The sequence below is a fragment of the Duganella sp. sic0402 genome, from assembly GCF_019219065.1.
GTDB lineage: Bacteria > Pseudomonadota > Gammaproteobacteria > Burkholderiales > Burkholderiaceae_D > Rugamonas.
This window is the reverse complement of record NZ_JAHUWK010000001.1, coordinates 389755-407206: the sequence shown is the minus strand read 5'-3', so window position 1 is coordinate 407206 and position 17452 is coordinate 389755. Positions and strand designations below refer to the sequence as shown.

Below are 17452 nucleotides of genomic sequence, written 5' to 3'. Positions count from 1 at the left end.
ACAAGATATTAAAGTATATTAAAGTAAGCGCAGCTACCAGATGACCAATAGCACCACCGCCAGCACGCCAACCGCCGCTGCACCGAGCACTTCCCGTGAACTGAAAAAAGGCAGCCTCGCCACCCTGCGTGGACTGGCGCCTTTCCTCTCGCCGTACAAGCGCCAGTTCTTCATGGCCGGGGTTGCGCTGGTGGTGGCCGCCGCCTCCACGCTGGCCATTCCGGCCGCTTTCAAACAGATGATCGACCTGGGTTTCGGCGGCGCCGGCGCCAAGAGCATCCAGCACGTCGACCTGGTATTCCTGGCGCTGTTCGGCCTGGCGACCATCCTGGCGCTGGCAACAGCGGCCCGTTTCTACACCGTCTCCTGGCTGGGCGAACGCGTTACAGCGGACATCCGCAGCGCGGTCTACAAGCATGTGGTCACACAAAGCCCTGAATTCTTTGAAACCACGCAGACCGGCGAAGTCCTGTCGCGCATCACCACCGACACCACGCTGATTCAATCGGTGGTCGGCACCAGCATTTCGATGGCCTTGCGCAATGTGCTGCTGTTCATCGGCGGTCTGGTGATGCTGTTTGTGACCAGTCCCAAACTGTCGGCCATCATCATCGGCTTGCTGATCCTGACCGTGCTGCCGATCGTGATGTACGGCCGGCGCGTACGCACGCTGTCGCGCGACTCGCAGGACCGCGTGGCCGATGCTTCCGCCATGGCCGGCGAAATCCTCAACGCCATGCCAACCGTGCAGGCTTTCACGCACGAGAAGATCGAATCGACGCGCTTTGGCGGTTCGGTCGAGGGTGCTTTCCAGACCGCGATGCGCCGCATCCGTGCCCGCGCGGTGCTGACCATGCTGGCCATCGTGCTGGTGTTCGGCGCCATCGTGTTCGTGCTGTGGCTGGGCGCGCATGCCGTGCTGTCGGGCGACATGACCGGCGGCGACCTGGGCCAGTTCATCCTGTACGCTTCCATCGTGGCAGGCGCGATCGGCGCGCTGTCCGAAGTGATGGGCGAAGCACAGCGCGCCGCCGGCGCCACCGAGCGACTGCTGGAGCTGATGTCGGTCAAATCCAAAATCCAGTCGCCCGCGCAACCGCTGTCGCTGCCGCCGCGCGCCGCCAACGGCGCGGCGCTGACGCTGGACGATGTGATCTTCTCCTACCCTTCGCGTCCTGAAACCAACTCGCTCGATCACGTTTCGCTGGACATCAAGCCGGGTGAAACCGTGGCCGTGGTCGGCCCATCCGGCGCCGGCAAAACCACGCTGTTCCAGCTGTTCCTGCGCTTCTACGATCCGCAACGCGGCCGCATCAAGCTGGACGGCGTCGATATCACGCAGCTGGACCTGCACACGCTGCGCGAAGCCATCGGCATCGTGCCGCAAGATACGGTGATCTTCTCGGCCAACGCGATGGAAAACATCCGCTACGGCCGCGCTGGCGCCACCGACCAGGAAGTGATCGCCGCCGCCAAGCTGGCCGCTGCCCACGAATTCATCGAGCGCCTGCCGCAAGGCTACCTATCCTTCCTGGGCGAGCGCGGCGTGCGCCTGTCAGGCGGCCAGCGCCAACGCATCGCCATCGCGCGCGCGCTGCTGAAAAATCCGCCGTTGCTGCTGCTGGACGAAGCCACCAGCGCGCTGGACGCGGAATCGGAGCGCCTGGTGCAATCGGCGCTGGAAGCGGCCATGGTCGGCCGCACCACCGTCATCATCGCGCACCGCCTGGCCACCGTGCAGCGCGCGGACCGCATCATCGTCATGGAAGACGGCAAAATCGTCGAAACCGGTACGCACGCATCGCTGGTCGCGCTGGGCGGCATTTACGCCAACCTGGCCGCGTTGCAGTTCCATCACGTCCACACCCAGCATTAATGCTTTCATAAGCACAGCCGGCCCGCGCCGACCTTAAGATGGCGTTTCCCATCCCCACGGAGACGCCATGCTGCACCAGATCCTGTTCAGCCTTCAGCAGACAGTTTTGTATTATGCGGTGATCGCCGGCGTGTTCTTCGCCTTGTGGCTGTGGTGGCGCGCGCGGCCCGGCAAGCGCTTGCCATTGCAGGCAGCGCGGGTGCAGCCTGCGCAAATCCGCCGCGAGCTATTCACCTCGGTCGGCAGCATCATCGTGTTTTCCAGCTTCCTGCCGATCCTGTTCTTTCTCGGCTTTGGCGAATACACGCAGTTCTATTCGCGCATCGCCCATCACGGCTGGGCTTATTTCTTCCTCAGCATACTGCTGGCGATGATCGTGCAGGACACCTACTTCTACTGGACGCACCGGCTGATGCATCACCGCCGGCTGTTTCGCTGGTTCCACCGCACACATCACCGCTCCACCCATACCAATCCATGGACGACGTATTCGGTCAATCCATTGGAAGCGCTGGTTGACAGCGGCGCAGCCGTGCTGACGCTGCTGATCATCCCCATGACCGGCTGGGCGCTGTTCATTTTTGGCCTGATCAACACCGCGTATGCGGTCTACACGCACCTTGGCTATGAACTCTATCCGCGCGCGATGTCGCAGCACTGGCTGGGCCGCTGGATCAACACGGCAACCGCACACAACGTCCACCATGCCAGGGCACGCTATAACTTCAGCTGGTACTTTCTGTTCTGGGACCGCATGTTGGGCACACTGTCACCGGACTATGACCAGCATTACCAGACGGCGGGATTCCGCGCCGGGGCGGGCTAAAGTGGTAACATTCTGCCTTTCAGGAACTCCCCATGACCGACGCAGAACTCAAACAACGGTGCCGCACGCATTTGCCAGGCCATCGCGCCCTCTCGCCGGCCGAATTGTTTGCGGCCATGGGCGAGTGGTGCGAGACGCACAGCGTCGCGCATGATGTCTATGGCAGCGACAGGCTGATACAGGATTTTGAACAGAAAGTCGCGCGCCTGCTCGGTTTTGAGGCGGCGGTGTTCTGCATCACCGGCACCATGACGCAAGCCACGGCGCTGCGCATCGCCTGCGCGGAGCGCGGCAGCAAGCTGGTCGCGCTGCATCCCACCTCGCATATTCTGAAGCACGAACGCGGCAACCATCAGCTGTTCGATCATTTCCACGCGCTGCAAATCGGCGACCCGCACCGTCCCTGGACGCTGGATGAACTGCAAGCGATTCCCGACCAGCTGGGCGCCGCCGCGCTGGAACTGCCGGCCCGTGAAATCGGCGGGCAGTGCCCAGGCTGGGACGAACTGGCCGCCATCAAGGCCTACTGCCGCGCGCAAGGCATCCACCTGCATATGGACGGCGCGCGCCTGTGGGAAGCCGCAGCAGCGTATGGCCAGTCCGCCGGCGCCATCGCGGCTGGCTTCGACAGCGTCTACGTATCGCTGTACAAAGGCATAGCCGGCATGGGCGGCGCAATGCTGGCCGGCAGCGCGGCGTTTGTCGCCAAGGCAGCGGAATGGTATCGGCGCCAGGGCGGCAATGTCCATCAGCGCACGCCATATGTGGTTGCGGCGGCGATGCAGTTCGATGAGCGGCTAGCGGCCATGCCGGACTATTTCAAGCGCACGCAGTGGTTGTACGAAGCGCTGCGCGATTTTCCTTTGCTGACACCGAACCCGGCGCAGCCGCATGCCAACATGCTGCACATCCACCTGCCGGTCGGCCGCGAGCGGGCGCTGGAAATCCGCAGCCGCATCGCCGAACAGCATGGCGTGTGGCTATTTAATGGCGCCAACCATGCGGCGCTGCCGGAACGCAGCTCGGTCGAGCTGTATGTCGGCGACAATCTGCTTCATCTGCCGGACCAGCGCGTGCGCGAGATTCTGACTCTATGGTCCGGCGCGCTGGCCAACTAACTACTGAACACCTACATGACTTTTCAAGCACTCGCTCTGATCGATCCTTTACTGCGCACGCTGAACACGCTGGGCTACAAGCAGCCCACACCAGTTCAGAAGCAAGCCATTCCCGCCGTACTGGCGGGCCGCGACGTGATGGCGGCCGCGCAGACCGGCACCGGCAAGACCGCCGGTTTCGCCCTGCCCATCCTGCAACGCCTGACCATGGACGGCGTCACCGCGCCACAATGCACGCGCGCGCTGGTGCTGGTGCCAACCCGCGAACTGGCCGAGCAGGTCTACGAAAGCTTCCGCAGCTACGGCGGCAACCTGCCGCTGCGCAGCGCCGTGGCCTATGGCGGCATCGATATCGCACCGCAGATCGCCAAGCTGCGCAAGGGGCTGGATGTGCTGGTGGCGACGCCGGGCCGGCTGATCGACCTGTACGATCAGGGCGCCATCAACTTCGAGCTGCTGCAAACGCTGGTGCTGGACGAGGCCGACCGCATGCTGGACCTGGGCTTCGAGCGTGACCTCGACATTCTGCTGGCGGCACTGCCCAAGCAGCGTCAGACCTTGCTGTTCTCGGCCACCTTCTCGGACCAGATCCGCAAGCTGGCCGGCGGCATGCTGAAAGACCCGGTATCGATCCAGGTAGCGGCGGCCAACACCGCCACCAAAACCGTCAAGCAGTGGCTGATTACCACCGACAAGCGCCGCAAACCGGAACTGTTCCTGCACCTGCTGAACAAGCTGGGATGGGCGCAGGCGCTGGTCTTCGTCAAGACCCGCAAAGGCGTGGATGCGTTGGTGAAAACCCTGCATGAACACGGCGTTACGGCAGACGCCATCCATGGCGACAAGACGCAACCGGCCCGACTGCGCGCGCTGGAGCGGTTCAAGCGCAAGGAAGTGCGGTTGCTGGTCGCCACCGACGTCGCCGCGCGCGGCCTGGATATCGAAGCGCTGCCGCAAGTGGTGAACTTCGACCTGCCTACCGTAGCGGAAGATTACATCCACCGCATCGGCCGCACCGGCCGCGCCGGCATGGAAGGCGAAGCCATATCGCTGGTCTGCGCAGATGAAGTGGATGTGCTGAAAGCGATTGAAACGCTGACCCGCCAGCCGATTCCTCGCTACGTCGAGCCAGGCTTCGAAGCGGATCACCGCGTCCCCGAAACTTCATCCGGCACTTCCGCAGCGCCGGCGCGCAAGGGTCCCGCTCCTAACGCTGCCAAACGCCCATCCGGCGCTGCACCGGTTGCCAAGGCGCCGGCCGCAGACAAGGCTGCTGCGCGTCCCGCTGGCGGCAGCGAGTCGCTGGGCGTGTGGACACCACCAGAGAAAGTCGCCAAACCGGCAAACCGCGAGCGTGAGCGCGCCCCGGCCGCCAAACCGCGCGGACGCGGATTGGGCGGCGCCACCGGCGGCACACCCAAAGGCGCCATCGTGGTGACTGGCGGACGCGGTGCCAAGTCGCAAGCCCGCTCAGATGGCCGCGCCGCAGCCAAGCCGGGCGCGCGCAAATCCAAGCCGGGCGCGCGCTGACGCCGGTTCGGGCGCCCTGCTAAAATACGCGTCTTTGAGCGACACCCATGTTGGAGAACTGAATGCAGCAATACCAGGAATTGATCCAGACCGTCATCGACAGCGGCAGCTGGCAGGACAACCGCACCGGCATCCGCACGCTGAGCGTGCCGGGCGCGATGATGCGCTTCGACCTGAGTAAAGGTTTTCCTGCGGTGACGACCAAGAAACTGGCATTCAAATCCGTGGTCGGCGAACTGTGCGCCTTCCTGCGCGCCTCGCGCAGCGCCGCCGATTTCCGCGCGCTGGGCTGCAAAGTGTGGGACCAGAACGCCAACGAAAATCAGCAATGGCTCGACAATCCCTACCGGCTGGGCACGGACGACCTGGGTCCGGTGTACGGCGTGCAGTGGCGCCAGTGGCCAGGCTACAAGCTGCTGGACGCTGTGCAGACCGAACAAATCGCCAACGCGCAGAAGAACGGCTTTACCGTCGTCTCCCAGCTTGAGGAAGATGGCGTGCAAAAGGTTCTGCTGTACAAAGCCATCGACCAGCTGCGCGAATGCCTGGACACCATCGTCAACAATCCGGCTAGCCGCCGCATCCTGTTCCACGGCTGGAATCCGGCCGTACTGGACGCGGTTGCGCTGCCGGCCTGCCATTTACTGTACCAGTTCATTGCGAATCCGGCCACCAAAGAACTGTCGATGTGCCTCTACGTGCGGTCGAATGACCTGGGCCTCGGCACGCCATTCAACCTGGCGGAAGGCGCCGCGCTGATGCATCTGGTGGGCCGCCTGACCGGCTACACGCCGCGCTGGTTCACCTACTTCATCGGCGACGCGCACATCTACGAGAACCACATGGACATGGTGCAGGAACAGCTGAAGCGCGAGCCTTTCCCGCTGCCGCAGCTGCTTATCTCCGACCGCGTGCCGTCGTTCGCGCAAACCGGCAAGTACGAGCCGGAGTGGCTGGAAAAAATCGAACCATCCGACTTCTCTCTGGAAGGCTACCAGCACCACGCGCCTATCACCGCGCCGATGGCGGTATGACGACACGGCTGGACTTTGTGCCCGGCACGCTGTGCGACGAGCGCATGTGGGGCCGCCTGCTGCCGCTGCTGGGCGAAGGCTTTGAGTTCAACCACGTCCCGCTGTACAAGGCCCACACGCGCGAGCAGATGCTGGAGCTGATCGGCGCCCACAGCGCGCCCAAGGCCAATCTGGTCGGTTTCTCGCTGGGCGCCTACCTGGCGATGGAATACGCGCTGGCGCATCCAGAACGCGTCCAATCGCTGACCATCATCGGCAGCGCCGGCAAAAAGCTGCTCGACAAGGAAAAGGCCACCCGCTTGCGCATCATTCCGCAGCTGGAGAAGAACCACTACACCGGCATGACGCAGATGCGGCTGCGTGAAATCGTCGCGCCCGAGCACCTGGACGATCCCGCCATTGTCGGCGTGATCCAGCAGATGGCGGTAGACCTGGGCAAGGACGTGTTGCTGGCGCAGTTCCGCAGCACCATCGAGCGCCCCGACTTGATGGACCGCGTGCATGCGCTGCAATGCCAGGCCATGATTATCGGCGCGGAGCACGACAAGCTCGCACCCGCCGATGACGTACGCGCCCTCGCCGCCAATTGGCCGGCCGCACAGCTGCACATGCTGGCAGAAGGCAGCGGCCACATGATCCCGCTGGAAGCGCCGCAAATCCTGGCCGAGCAAATGCAAGCCTTTTACAACTAAAACCTGGGGTCAGTTCTGCCAAACGTACACGAGCTCGTGTACGTTTGGCAGAACTGACCCCGGATTGGAAAATATGAGCAAACTCACCATCATCGTCGCCACCGACGCACAGCGCGGTATTGGCATCAATAACACGCTGCCGTGGAAGCTGCCGGAAGATCTGGCGCATTTCAAGCGCACCACCACCGGCCATCCGATCATCATGGGCCGCAAGACTTTTGACTCGATTGGCCGCCCGCTGCCGAACCGCCGGAATATTGTCGTTACGCGTAACGCTAATTGGCGAAAAGACGGCGTGGAAGTGGTTGCTTCGATCGAAGCCGCCATCGCGCTGCTGGACGGTGCGGAAGGCTTTGTCATCGGCGGCGCCGAGATTTATCAGCAAGCGCTGCCGCTGGCCGAGCAGTTGATTATTACGCAAATCGCCCATACCTTCGATTGTGATGCGTTCTTCCCCGAAATCGACGCCAGCGCGTGGCAGGAAGCCGCCCGCGAAGAGCACGTATCGGAAGCCTCCGGCTTGCACTACGCTTTCGTCACCCTGCGCCGCAAGGCCTAAGTCTTATATTCAAGGATACCCATGTCAGGTTCAGGCTTCCATGTGCACGGCCCGCACGATCACGCGGTGGAACACGCAGCGCACGGCAATGACGGTTTTTCCAACAATATCGCCGTCATGACTGCCATCCTCGCCACCGTTGGCGCAGCCTTCGGCTACCTTGGCGGCGCCACGCAGAATGACGCGGCGATGTACAAGAACAATGCCGCCATCGACAAGACCGAGGCCGCCAATCGCTGGAATTATTATCAGGCCAAATCGGCGCGCCAGAATCTGGCCGAGCTGGCCATGACCTTGCCCGGCGTCGAGCCAAAGCGCTATGAGGCCGATGTCGCCCGCTACAAGAAGGAAAAGGAAGACATCAAGAAGGAAGCCGAAAAGTGGGAGGAATCCTCCAAGGAGTGGAATCACAAGTCGGAAGAAGCCATGCACAAGCACCACGAGTGGGCGCTGGCGACCACCGCCGAGCAAATCGCCATCTCGCTGGCGGCCATCACCCTGCTGACACGCAAGAAGTGGATGATGGGCCTGGCCTATGGCGTGGCCGGCGTCGGCCTGGTGCTGGGCGCCCTGGCATGGCTCGGTGGCCACTAAGCAATATTGATTGAACGACATGATGCCGACTGTCACGGTGGCGTCATCTCGGTCGTGCATTCTGTTACGATAATTTTTTTCCCGCAGAGCCGCTATTTCTGCGAGAATCCCGTTCTTATTTTTTGCGGCCGTGTTGGTCGCGCCCTGTCCGCCCCTCCACATAAGTCAGGGGCGGCTTGCTTTTTTGGAGACATGCATGAAATTTCGTTTCCCCATCGTCATTATTGACGAGGATTTCCGTTCCGAGAACACGTCCGGCCTGGGCATTCGCGCCCTCGCCGATGCGATGGAAAAAGAAGGCATGGAAGTGGTGGGCGTGACCAGCTACGGCGACCTGTCCCAGTTCGCCCAGCAGCAATCGCGCGCATCGGCCTTCGTGCTGTCGATCGACGATGAAGAATTCGGCACCGGCTCGACCGAGGACACCGACACCGCGCTGAAATCGCTGCGCGCCTTCGTCGAGGAAATCCGCCACAAGAACGCTGATATCCCAATCTATCTGTACGGCGAAACCCGCACCTCGCGCCACATCCCGAACGACATCCTGCGCGAGCTGCACGGCTTCATTCACATGTTTGAAGATACGCCGGAATTTGTCGCGCGCCACATCATCCGCGAAGCCAAGTCCTACCTGGACGGCCTGGCGCCGCCGTTCTTCCGCGCGCTGGTGGAATACGCCAACGACGGTTCCTACTCGTGGCACTGCCCTGGCCACTCGGGCGGCGTGGCCTTCCTGAAGTCGCCGATCGGCCAGATGTTCCACCAGTTCTTCGGCGAGAACATGCTGCGCGCCGACGTCTGCAACGCGGTCGAAGAGCTGGGCCAACTGCTGGACCACACTGGCCCGGTAGCCAAGTCCGAGCGCAACGCCGCGCGCATCTTCAACGCCGACCACTGCTATTTCGTCACCAACGGCACCTCGACCTCGAACAAGATGGTGTGGCACTCGACCGTCGCGCCTGGCGACATCGTGGTAGTTGACCGCAACTGCCACAAATCGATCCTGCACTCGATCATCATGTGCGGTGCGATTCCAGTGTTCCTGATGCCAACGCGTAACCATCTGGGGATTATCGGCCCGATCCCGCTGGAAGAGTTCTCGATGGAGAGCATCATGCGCAAGATTGAAGCCAACCCGTTCGCGCGCGAAGCCGTGAACAAGAAGCCGCGCATTCTGACCATCACCCAGTCGACCTATGATGGCGTGGTCTACAACGTGGAAACGCTGCGCGAGCTGCTGGACGGCCAGATCGACACCCTGCACTTCGACGAAGCCTGGCTGCCGCACGCCACCTTCCACGACTTCTACAAGAATATGCACGCGATCGGCAAGGACCGTCCGCGCGCCAAGGAGTCGATGATCTTCTCGACCCAGTCGACCCACAAGCTGCTGGCCGGCCTGTCGCAAGCCTCGCAGGTGCTGGTGCGCGAGTCGGAATCGGTCAAGCTGGACCAGGATGCCTTCAACGAAGCCTATCTGATGCACACCTCGACCTCGCCGCAATACTCGATCATCGCCTCGTGCGACGTCGCGGCTGCGATGATGGAGGCGCCAGGCGGCACCGCCTTGGTGGAAGAATCGATTCTGGAAGCGCTGGACTTCCGCCGCGCCATGAAGAAGATCGATCAGGAATGGGGCAGCGACTGGTGGTTCAAGGTCTGGGGCCCGAACGAGTTCGCCGAAGAAGGTATCGGCTCGCGCGAAGACTGGATCATCAAGGCGGAAGACGACTGGCACGGCTTCGGCAAGCTGGCACCGGGCTTCAATATGCTGGACCCGATCAAGGCGACCATCGTCAACCCTGGCCTGTCGCTGGACGGCAAGTTCGACGAGACCGGCATTCCGGCATCGATCGTCACCAAGTACCTGGCCGAGCACGGCGTCATCATCGAGAAGTGCGGCCTGTACTCGTTCTTCATCATGTTCACCATCGGCATTACCAAAGGCCGCTGGAACACGCTGCTGACCGCGCTGCAGCAGTTCAAGGACGACTACGACAAGAACCAGCCGATGTGGCGCATCCTGCCAGAGTTCGCGGCCGCCAATCCAGCCTACGAAAAAGTCGGCCTGCGCGACCTGTGCCAGCAGATCCACGACTTCTACAAAGCCTATGACGTGGCGCGCCTGACCACCGAGATGTACCTGTCGAACATGATCCCGGCGATGAAGCCATCGGACGCCTTCGCCAAGATGGCGCACCGCGAGATCGAACGCGTGGCGATCGACGAACTGGAAGGCCGCATCACCTCGATCCTGCTGACGCCTTACCCACCAGGCATTCCGCTGCTGATTCCGGGCGAGCGCTTCAACAAGACCATCGTTGACTACCTGCGCTTCGCGCGCGATTTCAACGAACGCTTCCCAGGCTTCGAGACCGATGTGCACGGTCTGGTCAAGCGCGAGGTGGACGGCAAGCGTGGTTACTTCGTGGATTGCGTCAAACAATAAGCGCGTAACGCGTAACGGAAAAGGCAGCTTCGGCTGCCTTTTTTATTCCCAAAAAGAAACTTAACTGGTAAAGTCCAAAGTACCGCAGAAGATAGAAAAGATCACCGTCGAGCAGGTGTACGACGTGGATCAGCCGCCACCTTTGCGGGCAGTACCAAAGCGCGCCTGGTCAACATGGCCAAGATGATGCGTCCGAAAGAGTAAGCCGCCCGCAGGCGGCAATCATCAGGCCGAAACAGCCACCACCAGCGTGGCGACAAAGCCGTCGGTGACGTTGCCGGTGATGGTGGCCATCTGCAGCGAGTAGCCGTCGCTGAAGACGTTGTCGGTGGCTAGGCTGATCGACGCCATATTGCGCACGCTGGCGCTGTAGCCCGTGGTTGCATACACCGCGTTGCTGGTCGCATCCGGAAAAGCGAATTGCGAGGTCTTGATGCGGTTCGATGCGCTGCTCGCCTTGGCCAGCGATGGGTAGACCTCAAAGTGCACATGCGGCACGCGGCCCGAGTAGCAGCCCGGATAGATGGTGGTGAACGTGAGGTTGCCGCTGCTGTCGGTTTCCTGCACGCCGCGCAGGTAGTTCTGATTGGTCACGCCGCTGGAGTACAGCGAGTAGTTACCATCGCGGTCGCAATGCCACAGGTAGACGGCGGCATTCGCCAGCGCCGCGCAGTTGTTGTTGGCGTTGACGATTTGTAGCTTGACGGTCAGCTGCACACCAGCCGCAGTACCGCTGGCGCTGCCAAAGCTGCTGCGGATGTCGCTGCGCACCACACCGGACTGAGTCAGGACATTGACCACGCCGCTGGTGTTGCTGTTGGTGCCGTCGGCCGGGTACGGACCGCCGGTTTCTTCCGGAATCACCGAGCACGAACCGACAGTTGGTGTGGTGGTGGTAGGCGTGGTCGTCGTTGGCGTGGTGGTGGTTGGCGTGGTAGTCGTCGCCGTGCTCGTGGAGGTCGATGTTGTGCTGGCGTCGCTGCCGGAACCGCCTCCGCAGGCGGCCACCGGCAGCACCGAGGCGCCAGCCAGCAGCCAGCGCAGCGTCTGGCGACGGTCGCTATTCAGGTTGAGCATCGCGGCCAGATCGGCCGCCAGGCTATGTTCGTGTTCGTCGTGATGGTTTTCCATGCCTGCTCCTACTTGGGTCAGAAAGCCGCCGCAACGCACATGGCATGCGGCGGCGGTTGCTACTGGTTGAAGGCGTTAAACCGTGGTGTTGACCAGGTTGCCGCTGGTGCCGCTGCCGCCAACCTTGGTCGACAGCGCTTGCAGGAAGGCCGCCAGCTTGGTGGCGGCGTCGGTGCTGGTGCCATCGCTGCTGTCCGTGCTGGCCGCACTGGTGGTGCCCAGCTTATCCAGCAGATTGGCGAATGAGGACTCCAGCTGGTCGACGGCGTCGTCGCCACTATCCGTTACTCCGGAACTCAGCTTGGCGATCAGGCTTTGCAGGTCCGATTCCAGCTTGCCTGGACCACCGCCGCCCTGCTGGTCAGCGTATGGCGGCGGTGCTTCCGCAGCATCGCTGTTTTGCGCATGCAGCGCACCCATCAAGGTTTGCAGGAAGCTGCCCAGTGCCGCCGCCACATCGGTCGCGTCGGTGCTGTCGGTGCTGCTGTCGGCGCTGGCCGAGGTGGCCGACGTATCGCTGCTGGTGTCGGTGATGCCGATCGATTTCAGCGCTTCGGCGATGGCGTCGGCGAATCCGCCGCCTTCCGGCGGTGGCGGCGGGCGCACCTCTTGCGTGCTGCTGGCGCTGCTACTGGAACCGCCCAGACGGCTCAGAAAACTGAGCGCGCTGGCGGCGCTGGTGGAACTCAGGGCGCTGATGGACATACGAATCTCCGCTGATCAGGTTGAAGGAAGGATTACGGGCGCTGCGGATGGCGTGGCTTTTCTTCCGCTTGCTGCTTGCGCTGTTCCGCTGTCAGCACGGCCAGCAATTTTTGTTGGGTGCGCACATGCTGCAGCACGATATTGGCGTCCGCGCTGGCTGCTTCCCTGGCCAATGCGGCGGCCTTGGCGTCGTCGTACTTGTCGGCGGTGGCCAACTGGCGCAGCGCCTCGCGCGCCTTGGCGGCAGCTTTCGATTGTTCGCGCAGGTAAGGCGCCTCGGCATGCAGAATGGTGAACACCTTGTCCTGTTGCGCTTCGCTCAGCTCCACGCCGCGGAAGAATGGCGGACGTGCGGCGAAACCGGGGCCAGGACCGAAGCCAGGACCAGGCCCAAAGCCAGGACCATGTTCAGGCCCGCGATCAGGACCGCCGCGCTGTGGACCGCCCGGACCGCCTGGGCCCGGACCATCATGCCCGGGACCGCGCGGACCGTGTTCACCTTGCGCCATCGGCGGTTGATCTGCGCTCGTCTCATCGGCGCGGGCGGCGCCTCCCATGGTGATCAACGGCATCGCCAGCACGGCGGCCAGGAGGTTTAGTTTGAATGTTTTCATGCCCATAATCCTTGATTGGTAGTGAACCATCATTCTCTGGGCCGGCTGTGTTAAGTAACGTTAGGGCAACGTAAATCAAGGTAAAAATGACGTTCTGACATCCAATTACCCAACAGCAAGATGTTGTAAAACCGGGTAAAACCACGCCTTGGCGCCACCTTGAACTGTTAAGATGAATGAACTGTACCTAGAGAAAATGCAATGAAGAGTAAAGTTCTGCTGATAGACGACGACATCGAACTGGTGGGTATGTTCAAGGAATACCTGGAGCAGGAAGGCTTTGAAGTCAAGACCGCCCACGACGGCGAAGCCGGCACTGCCGAAGCCTTTACCGGCCTGTATTCGATCGCCATCCTCGACGTGATGATGCCACGCATGAATGGTCTGGAAACCTTGCGCCGCATCCGCACCAACAGCCAGTTGCCGATCCTGATGCTGACCGGCCGTGGCGACGACACCGACCGCATCGTCGGCCTGGAACTCGGCGCCGACGACTACGTCGCTAAGCCCTGCACCCCGCGCGAGCTGACCGCGCGCATCCGCGCCATCCTGCGCCGCGCGCAAAGCGCCCCGGCCGACAACGGCCAGCAAACCGCGATCACCGTTGGCCAGCTGACCATGTGGCCGGAACAGCGCCGCGCCACCTGGGCCGGCGACAAGCTGGAGCTGACCAGCACCGAATTCAACCTGCTGGAAGTGCTGGCACGTAACGCCGGCCGTCCGGTCAGCAAGAACACCCTGTCGGAACAAGGCCTGGGCCGCCCGCTGGCACGCTTCGACCGCAATATCGACGTTCACCTCAGCTCGCTGCGTCACAAGCTTGGCACCATCGCCGACGGCCGCTCCTGCCTGCAAACCGTGTACCGCCTCGGCTATCAGCTGATCAAGGAGTAAGCTTTGGGCCGTCTGTTCTGGAAGTTTTTCCTGTCCATTCTGTTGGCGCAGTTTGCAGCGACCGTCGGGATCGGCGGCGCGATCTGGCTGAAAAACCGCAATCAACAAATCCCTCAAGTCAACCTGGACACCAGCCCGCCGGCAGAAATGGCCATCAATGCGGCCGCCGCCACGCTGGAATACGGCGGCGTCAAAGCCTTGACGCGGATGCTGGAGAATATGGACCGCCACCGTGTCTATGCGGTGGACGAGAACGAACACGAACTGCTGGGCCGCATCGTCAACACCAAGACGCTACAGGAATCGCGTCAGCGCCTGAAGGAAGATGGCCGCCGCCGTGGCGTGCGCCAGGTGACCGGTGACGACGGCAAGCGCTACCTGCTGTTCCTGCCGTCGGGCGAACGCCTGCGCGGCATGGATGGCGGCGACAACCGTCCACTGCTGTCCAACCTCGGCGGCGGTCCGCAGATGGCGATGAAAGCCGCCTCAGTACTGCAAGGCGACGATGACCGTGGCCGGCGCCAGCAATTCGGCCCGCCACGCGAATCTGATCCGGGCGCAGGTGCACCCGGCCCCGGCCCAGGCTTTGGCGCCATGCCCGGACCGGGCATGCAGGGTGGCCCTGACATAGGGGGTGACCGCGCCTGGGGCCCACGCTTCCAGCCGATGGGACCTTGGCTACCGCTTGCCGCCGCCACCGCCGCCAGCCTGCTGGTCGCTGTGCTGCTGGCGTGGTACTTCTCGCGCCCCATCCGCGCCTTGCGCCAGGCGTTTGACGCCGCCGCCAACGGCGATCTGTCGCCCCGCTTTGCCGGCGCCAGCGGCAAGAGCGGCACCGAGCTGAATGACCTGGGGCGTGACTTCGACATCATGACCGCCCGCCTGCGCAGCCTGATCGACGGCCAGACGCGACTGCTGCACGATGTGTCGCACGAGCTGCGCTCGCCGCTGGCGCGCTTGCAGGCCGCCATCGGCCTGGCCCACCAGCAGCCGGAAAAATGGAGCGCGTCGATGGAGCGCATCGAACGGGAAAGCGTGCGCATGGATAAGCTGGTCGGCGAGCTGCTGACACTGGCCCGCCTGGAAGCCGGCGCCATCAAGGCCAGCCAGGAAGAAATCAGCATGGCCGACCTGCTCGGCCAGATCGCCGACGACGCCAGCTACGAAGCCGCCAGCCAGCAGCGCAGCGTGGTGCAGGAAGGCGAAGCCGATGTGCAGGTGATCGGCCAGCCGGACCTGCTCGGCCGAGCAATTGAAAACGTGGTCCGCAACGCCATCAAGCACAGTCCGGAAGGCGGCGAGGTGCAGTTGCAGGCGCGCACGCTGCCGGACGCCAGCCAGTTGGTGATCCGTGTGCTGGACCGCGGACCGGGCGTCTCCCCGGCCGACCTGGAAATCATCTTCCAGCCCTTCTTCCGCTCCAGCAACGCCGGCGCCGAAGGCCACGGTTTGGGCCTGGCGATTGCCCAGCACGTCATCGAGGCGCATGGCGGCAGCATCAAGGCCAGCAATCGCACCGGCGGCGGCCTGTGCGTGGAAATGCTGCTGCCGATAAAACGGTAACGCTGTGCTTTAATTAATTATTTCCACATGGAAATAATTTGATATAGTACAGTTTTACCGACATGGAGTCGTCATGGAAACTTTGCTCAAGGTCGCGCAATTACGTGTGCAAGGAAAGCCGGATGAAGCGCTGGCGCAAGTGGACGCCGAACTGCAGCAGACCGCCACCGACGGCGAACGCTTTCTGCTGATGCTGCAAGGCTTGTATGCCGCCGAGGAAGCGTCGGACGACGCCAAGGCGCGCGGCTACGCCAGCGACCTGGCCGATATCGACCCGAGCCTGCTGTCGATCCAGCCTTACGTCGCGCTGCGGCCGCAGGATATCAAGCTGTAAACGACAACGCCGCCCTGAACGGGGCGGCATTGTCAGACGATCGGTAAGGAATTTTACGCTTTTGGCAGGGTCACGCCGTGCTGGCCCTGATATTTGCCGTTGCGGTCTTTGTACGACACGTCGCACACTTCATCGCTTTCAAAGAACAGCACCTGCGCGCAGCCCTCGCCGGCGTAAATCTTGGCCGGCAACGGCGTGGTGTTGGAGAACTCCAGCGTCACATAGCCTTCCCATTCCGGCTCGAACGGCGTCACGTTGACAATGATGCCGCAACGGGCGTAGGTCGACTTGCCCAGGCAAACCGTCAGCACACTGCGCGGAATGCGGAAATATTCCATGGTGCGCGCCAGCGCGAACGAGTTCGGCGGGATGATGCAGACATCGCTTTTCACATCCACGAAGGAGTTCGAATCGAAGTTCTTCGGATCGACAATGGTGCTGTTGATGTTGGTGAACACTTTGAACTCATCGGCGCAGCGGATGTCGTAGCCGTACGACGAAGTGCCGTATGAAATTACCTTACGGCCGTCTTCCTGGCGTATCTGGTCCGGGAAGAAAGGCTCGATCATCCCATGCTGCTCCGCCATACGGCGTATCCATTTATCGCTTTTAATCGTCATCGCGAGGCAATCCTAAAGTTTTTACAATGCCCGGGATTTTACGCTAAAGCCTGAGAGCAACGCCACAATCATTTCCTTGGTCGCCTGCGCTGCTGCGGCCGGACTCTCCATCGGGAACAGGTGGCCGCCCTGGATGATACGAAAGTGCTTGCCGACCAGCGCCTGCGTGTGCTGGTGGCCGGACTGGCTGGTTTCCCAGGAATTGTCGCCGCCGATGAAGCCGATCGGTACCGGATAAGGCTGGCGCAGGATGCTGGGCAGGTGGTGCGGCAAAGTCGCGTAGACGGCGGTCTCGTTTTCGCGCGTGAAGCGCAGCTGCACGCCGTCCGGATGCGGCTTGAGGCCGCTCTCCATATAATCGCCCAGCACGCCTGGCGCCCAGGCGGCGAAAATATCCTTGGCGGCAAAGTGCTGGTACGCCGCCTCGACAGTCGGCCAGACGTTGCGGCGGCGGATAGAGAACTTGGCCGGCGGCACCGTGTACGCGCGGCCCAGCCGCTTGATCATGCGCCAGGCGAAAGCGCGCCAGCCTCCGACCACCGGCGCGTCCAGCATCACCACGCAGCGGACCAGGTCGGGACGCTGCTGCGCCACCATCAGGCTCAGCATACCGCCCAGCGAGTGGCCGACCAGGATCACCGGCTCGGTGTAGCGGGTACTCAATTCGTTGATGTACTCCTCGACCAGATGCGGCCAGCCGTCGGTGACCGGGTAGCGCGGGTTATGCGCATGCATGTCGAGGGTTTGCAGTTCGAAATCGTCGGCCAGCAAGGCGAAAAATTGGCGGTAGACGCCCGCCGGATAGCTGTTGGCGTGCGCGAAATGCAGCTTGGGCTTGCTCACAAGCAGTCTCCGTATGGTTATTTTGCCCCATTGTAATGGGAGCGCGCCGGGTCGGCTGGTGGAAACGTTC

17 protein-coding genes are annotated in these 17452 nt (G+C 62.4%); 12 read left to right on the top strand and 5 right to left on the bottom strand.

The window, feature by feature from the left end; translation table 11 throughout:
* The first annotated feature begins 40 nt into the window (after positions 1 to 40).
* The 9 genes from KW842_RS01730 to KW842_RS01690 all read left to right on the top strand — a co-directional run bounded on the left by KW842_RS01730 (position 41) and on the right by KW842_RS01690 (position 10678).
* Positions 41 to 1876 (top strand): ABC transporter transmembrane domain-containing protein, encoded by a 1836-nt coding sequence (locus KW842_RS01730; protein ID WP_218302360.1) that lies wholly within the window; start codon positions 41 to 43, stop codon positions 1874 to 1876.
* 67 nt (positions 1877 to 1943) lie between these two features.
* Complete coding sequence (locus KW842_RS01725; protein WP_218302359.1) at positions 1944 to 2702, top strand: sterol desaturase family protein; 759 nt, start codon at positions 1944 to 1946, stop codon at positions 2700 to 2702.
* A gap of 32 nt (positions 2703 to 2734) precedes the next feature.
* Complete coding sequence (locus tag KW842_RS01720; RefSeq protein WP_218302358.1) at positions 2735 to 3820, top strand: low specificity L-threonine aldolase; 1086 nt, start codon at positions 2735 to 2737, stop codon at positions 3818 to 3820.
* Between the two features lie 15 nt (positions 3821 to 3835).
* The gene (locus KW842_RS01715) at positions 3836 to 5350 is read left to right on the top strand and encodes a DEAD/DEAH box helicase (protein ID WP_218302357.1); all 1515 of its coding nucleotides are present in this window, start codon (positions 3836 to 3838) and stop codon (positions 5348 to 5350) included.
* 62 nt (positions 5351 to 5412) lie between these two features.
* On the top strand, positions 5413 to 6384 hold the full coding sequence (locus KW842_RS01710) for a thymidylate synthase (RefSeq protein ID WP_218302356.1): 972 nt from the start codon (positions 5413 to 5415) through the stop codon (positions 6382 to 6384).
* Positions 6381 to 7076: an alpha/beta fold hydrolase gene (locus KW842_RS01705; protein WP_218302355.1), complete on the top strand. Its 696-nt coding sequence runs from the start codon at positions 6381 to 6383 to the stop codon at positions 7074 to 7076. The genes KW842_RS01710 and KW842_RS01705 overlap by 4 nt, the downstream gene beginning before the upstream one ends.
* Before the next feature lie 73 nt (positions 7077 to 7149).
* Positions 7150 to 7635, top strand: a complete 486-nt coding sequence (locus KW842_RS01700; protein ID WP_218302354.1) for a dihydrofolate reductase — start codon at positions 7150 to 7152, stop codon at positions 7633 to 7635.
* A gap of 21 nt (positions 7636 to 7656) precedes the next feature.
* The gene (locus tag KW842_RS01695; protein ID WP_218302353.1) at positions 7657 to 8229 is read left to right on the top strand and encodes a DUF4337 domain-containing protein; all 573 of its coding nucleotides are present in this window, start codon (positions 7657 to 7659) and stop codon (positions 8227 to 8229) included.
* Positions 8230 to 8425: 196 nt separating this feature from the next.
* On the top strand, positions 8426 to 10678 hold the full coding sequence (locus tag KW842_RS01690; protein ID WP_218302352.1) for an arginine/lysine/ornithine decarboxylase: 2253 nt from the start codon (positions 8426 to 8428) through the stop codon (positions 10676 to 10678).
* Between the two features lie 225 nt (positions 10679 to 10903).
* Here KW842_RS01690 and KW842_RS01685 read toward each other — a convergent pair whose 3' ends face one another.
* From KW842_RS01685 to KW842_RS01675, 3 genes are all read right to left on the bottom strand, one after another.
* On the bottom strand, positions 10904 to 11809 hold the full coding sequence (locus KW842_RS01685) for an intradiol ring-cleavage dioxygenase (RefSeq protein WP_218302351.1): 906 nt from the start codon (positions 11807 to 11809) through the stop codon (positions 10904 to 10906).
* Positions 11810 to 11884: 75 nt separating this feature from the next.
* Entirely contained in the window at positions 11885 to 12514 is a 630-nt protein-coding gene (locus tag KW842_RS01680) for a hypothetical protein (RefSeq protein ID WP_218302350.1), read from the bottom strand.
* A 32-nt stretch (positions 12515 to 12546) separates the two neighbouring features.
* Entirely contained in the window at positions 12547 to 13128 is a 582-nt protein-coding gene (locus KW842_RS01675; RefSeq protein ID WP_218302349.1) for a Spy/CpxP family protein refolding chaperone, read from the bottom strand.
* Between the two features lie 201 nt (positions 13129 to 13329).
* Here KW842_RS01675 and KW842_RS01670 point away from each other — a divergent pair, with 201 nt between their 5' ends.
* From KW842_RS01670 to KW842_RS01660, 3 genes are all read left to right on the top strand, one after another.
* Positions 13330 to 14022: a response regulator transcription factor gene (locus KW842_RS01670; RefSeq protein WP_218302348.1), complete on the top strand. Its 693-nt coding sequence runs from the start codon at positions 13330 to 13332 to the stop codon at positions 14020 to 14022.
* 3 nt (positions 14023 to 14025) lie between these two features.
* Positions 14026 to 15585 carry an ATP-binding protein gene (locus tag KW842_RS01665; RefSeq protein ID WP_218302347.1) on the top strand — a complete coding sequence of 520 codons (1560 nt, stop codon included), beginning with the start codon at positions 14026 to 14028 and terminating at the stop codon, positions 15583 to 15585.
* 73 nt (positions 15586 to 15658) lie between these two features.
* Entirely contained in the window at positions 15659 to 15919 is a 261-nt protein-coding gene (locus KW842_RS01660) for a hypothetical protein (protein ID WP_218302346.1), read from the top strand.
* 53 nt (positions 15920 to 15972) lie between these two features.
* On the opposite strand, the gene dcd is transcribed toward KW842_RS01660, so the two are convergent.
* Positions 15973 to 16539, bottom strand: a complete 567-nt coding sequence (gene dcd, locus KW842_RS01655; protein WP_155467252.1) for a dCTP deaminase — start codon at positions 16537 to 16539, stop codon at positions 15973 to 15975.
* A 21-nt stretch (positions 16540 to 16560) separates the two neighbouring features.
* Positions 16561 to 17382 (bottom strand): alpha/beta fold hydrolase, encoded by an 822-nt coding sequence (locus KW842_RS01650; RefSeq protein WP_218302345.1) that lies wholly within the window; start codon positions 17380 to 17382, stop codon positions 16561 to 16563.
* Positions 17383 to 17452 lie beyond the last annotated feature (70 nt).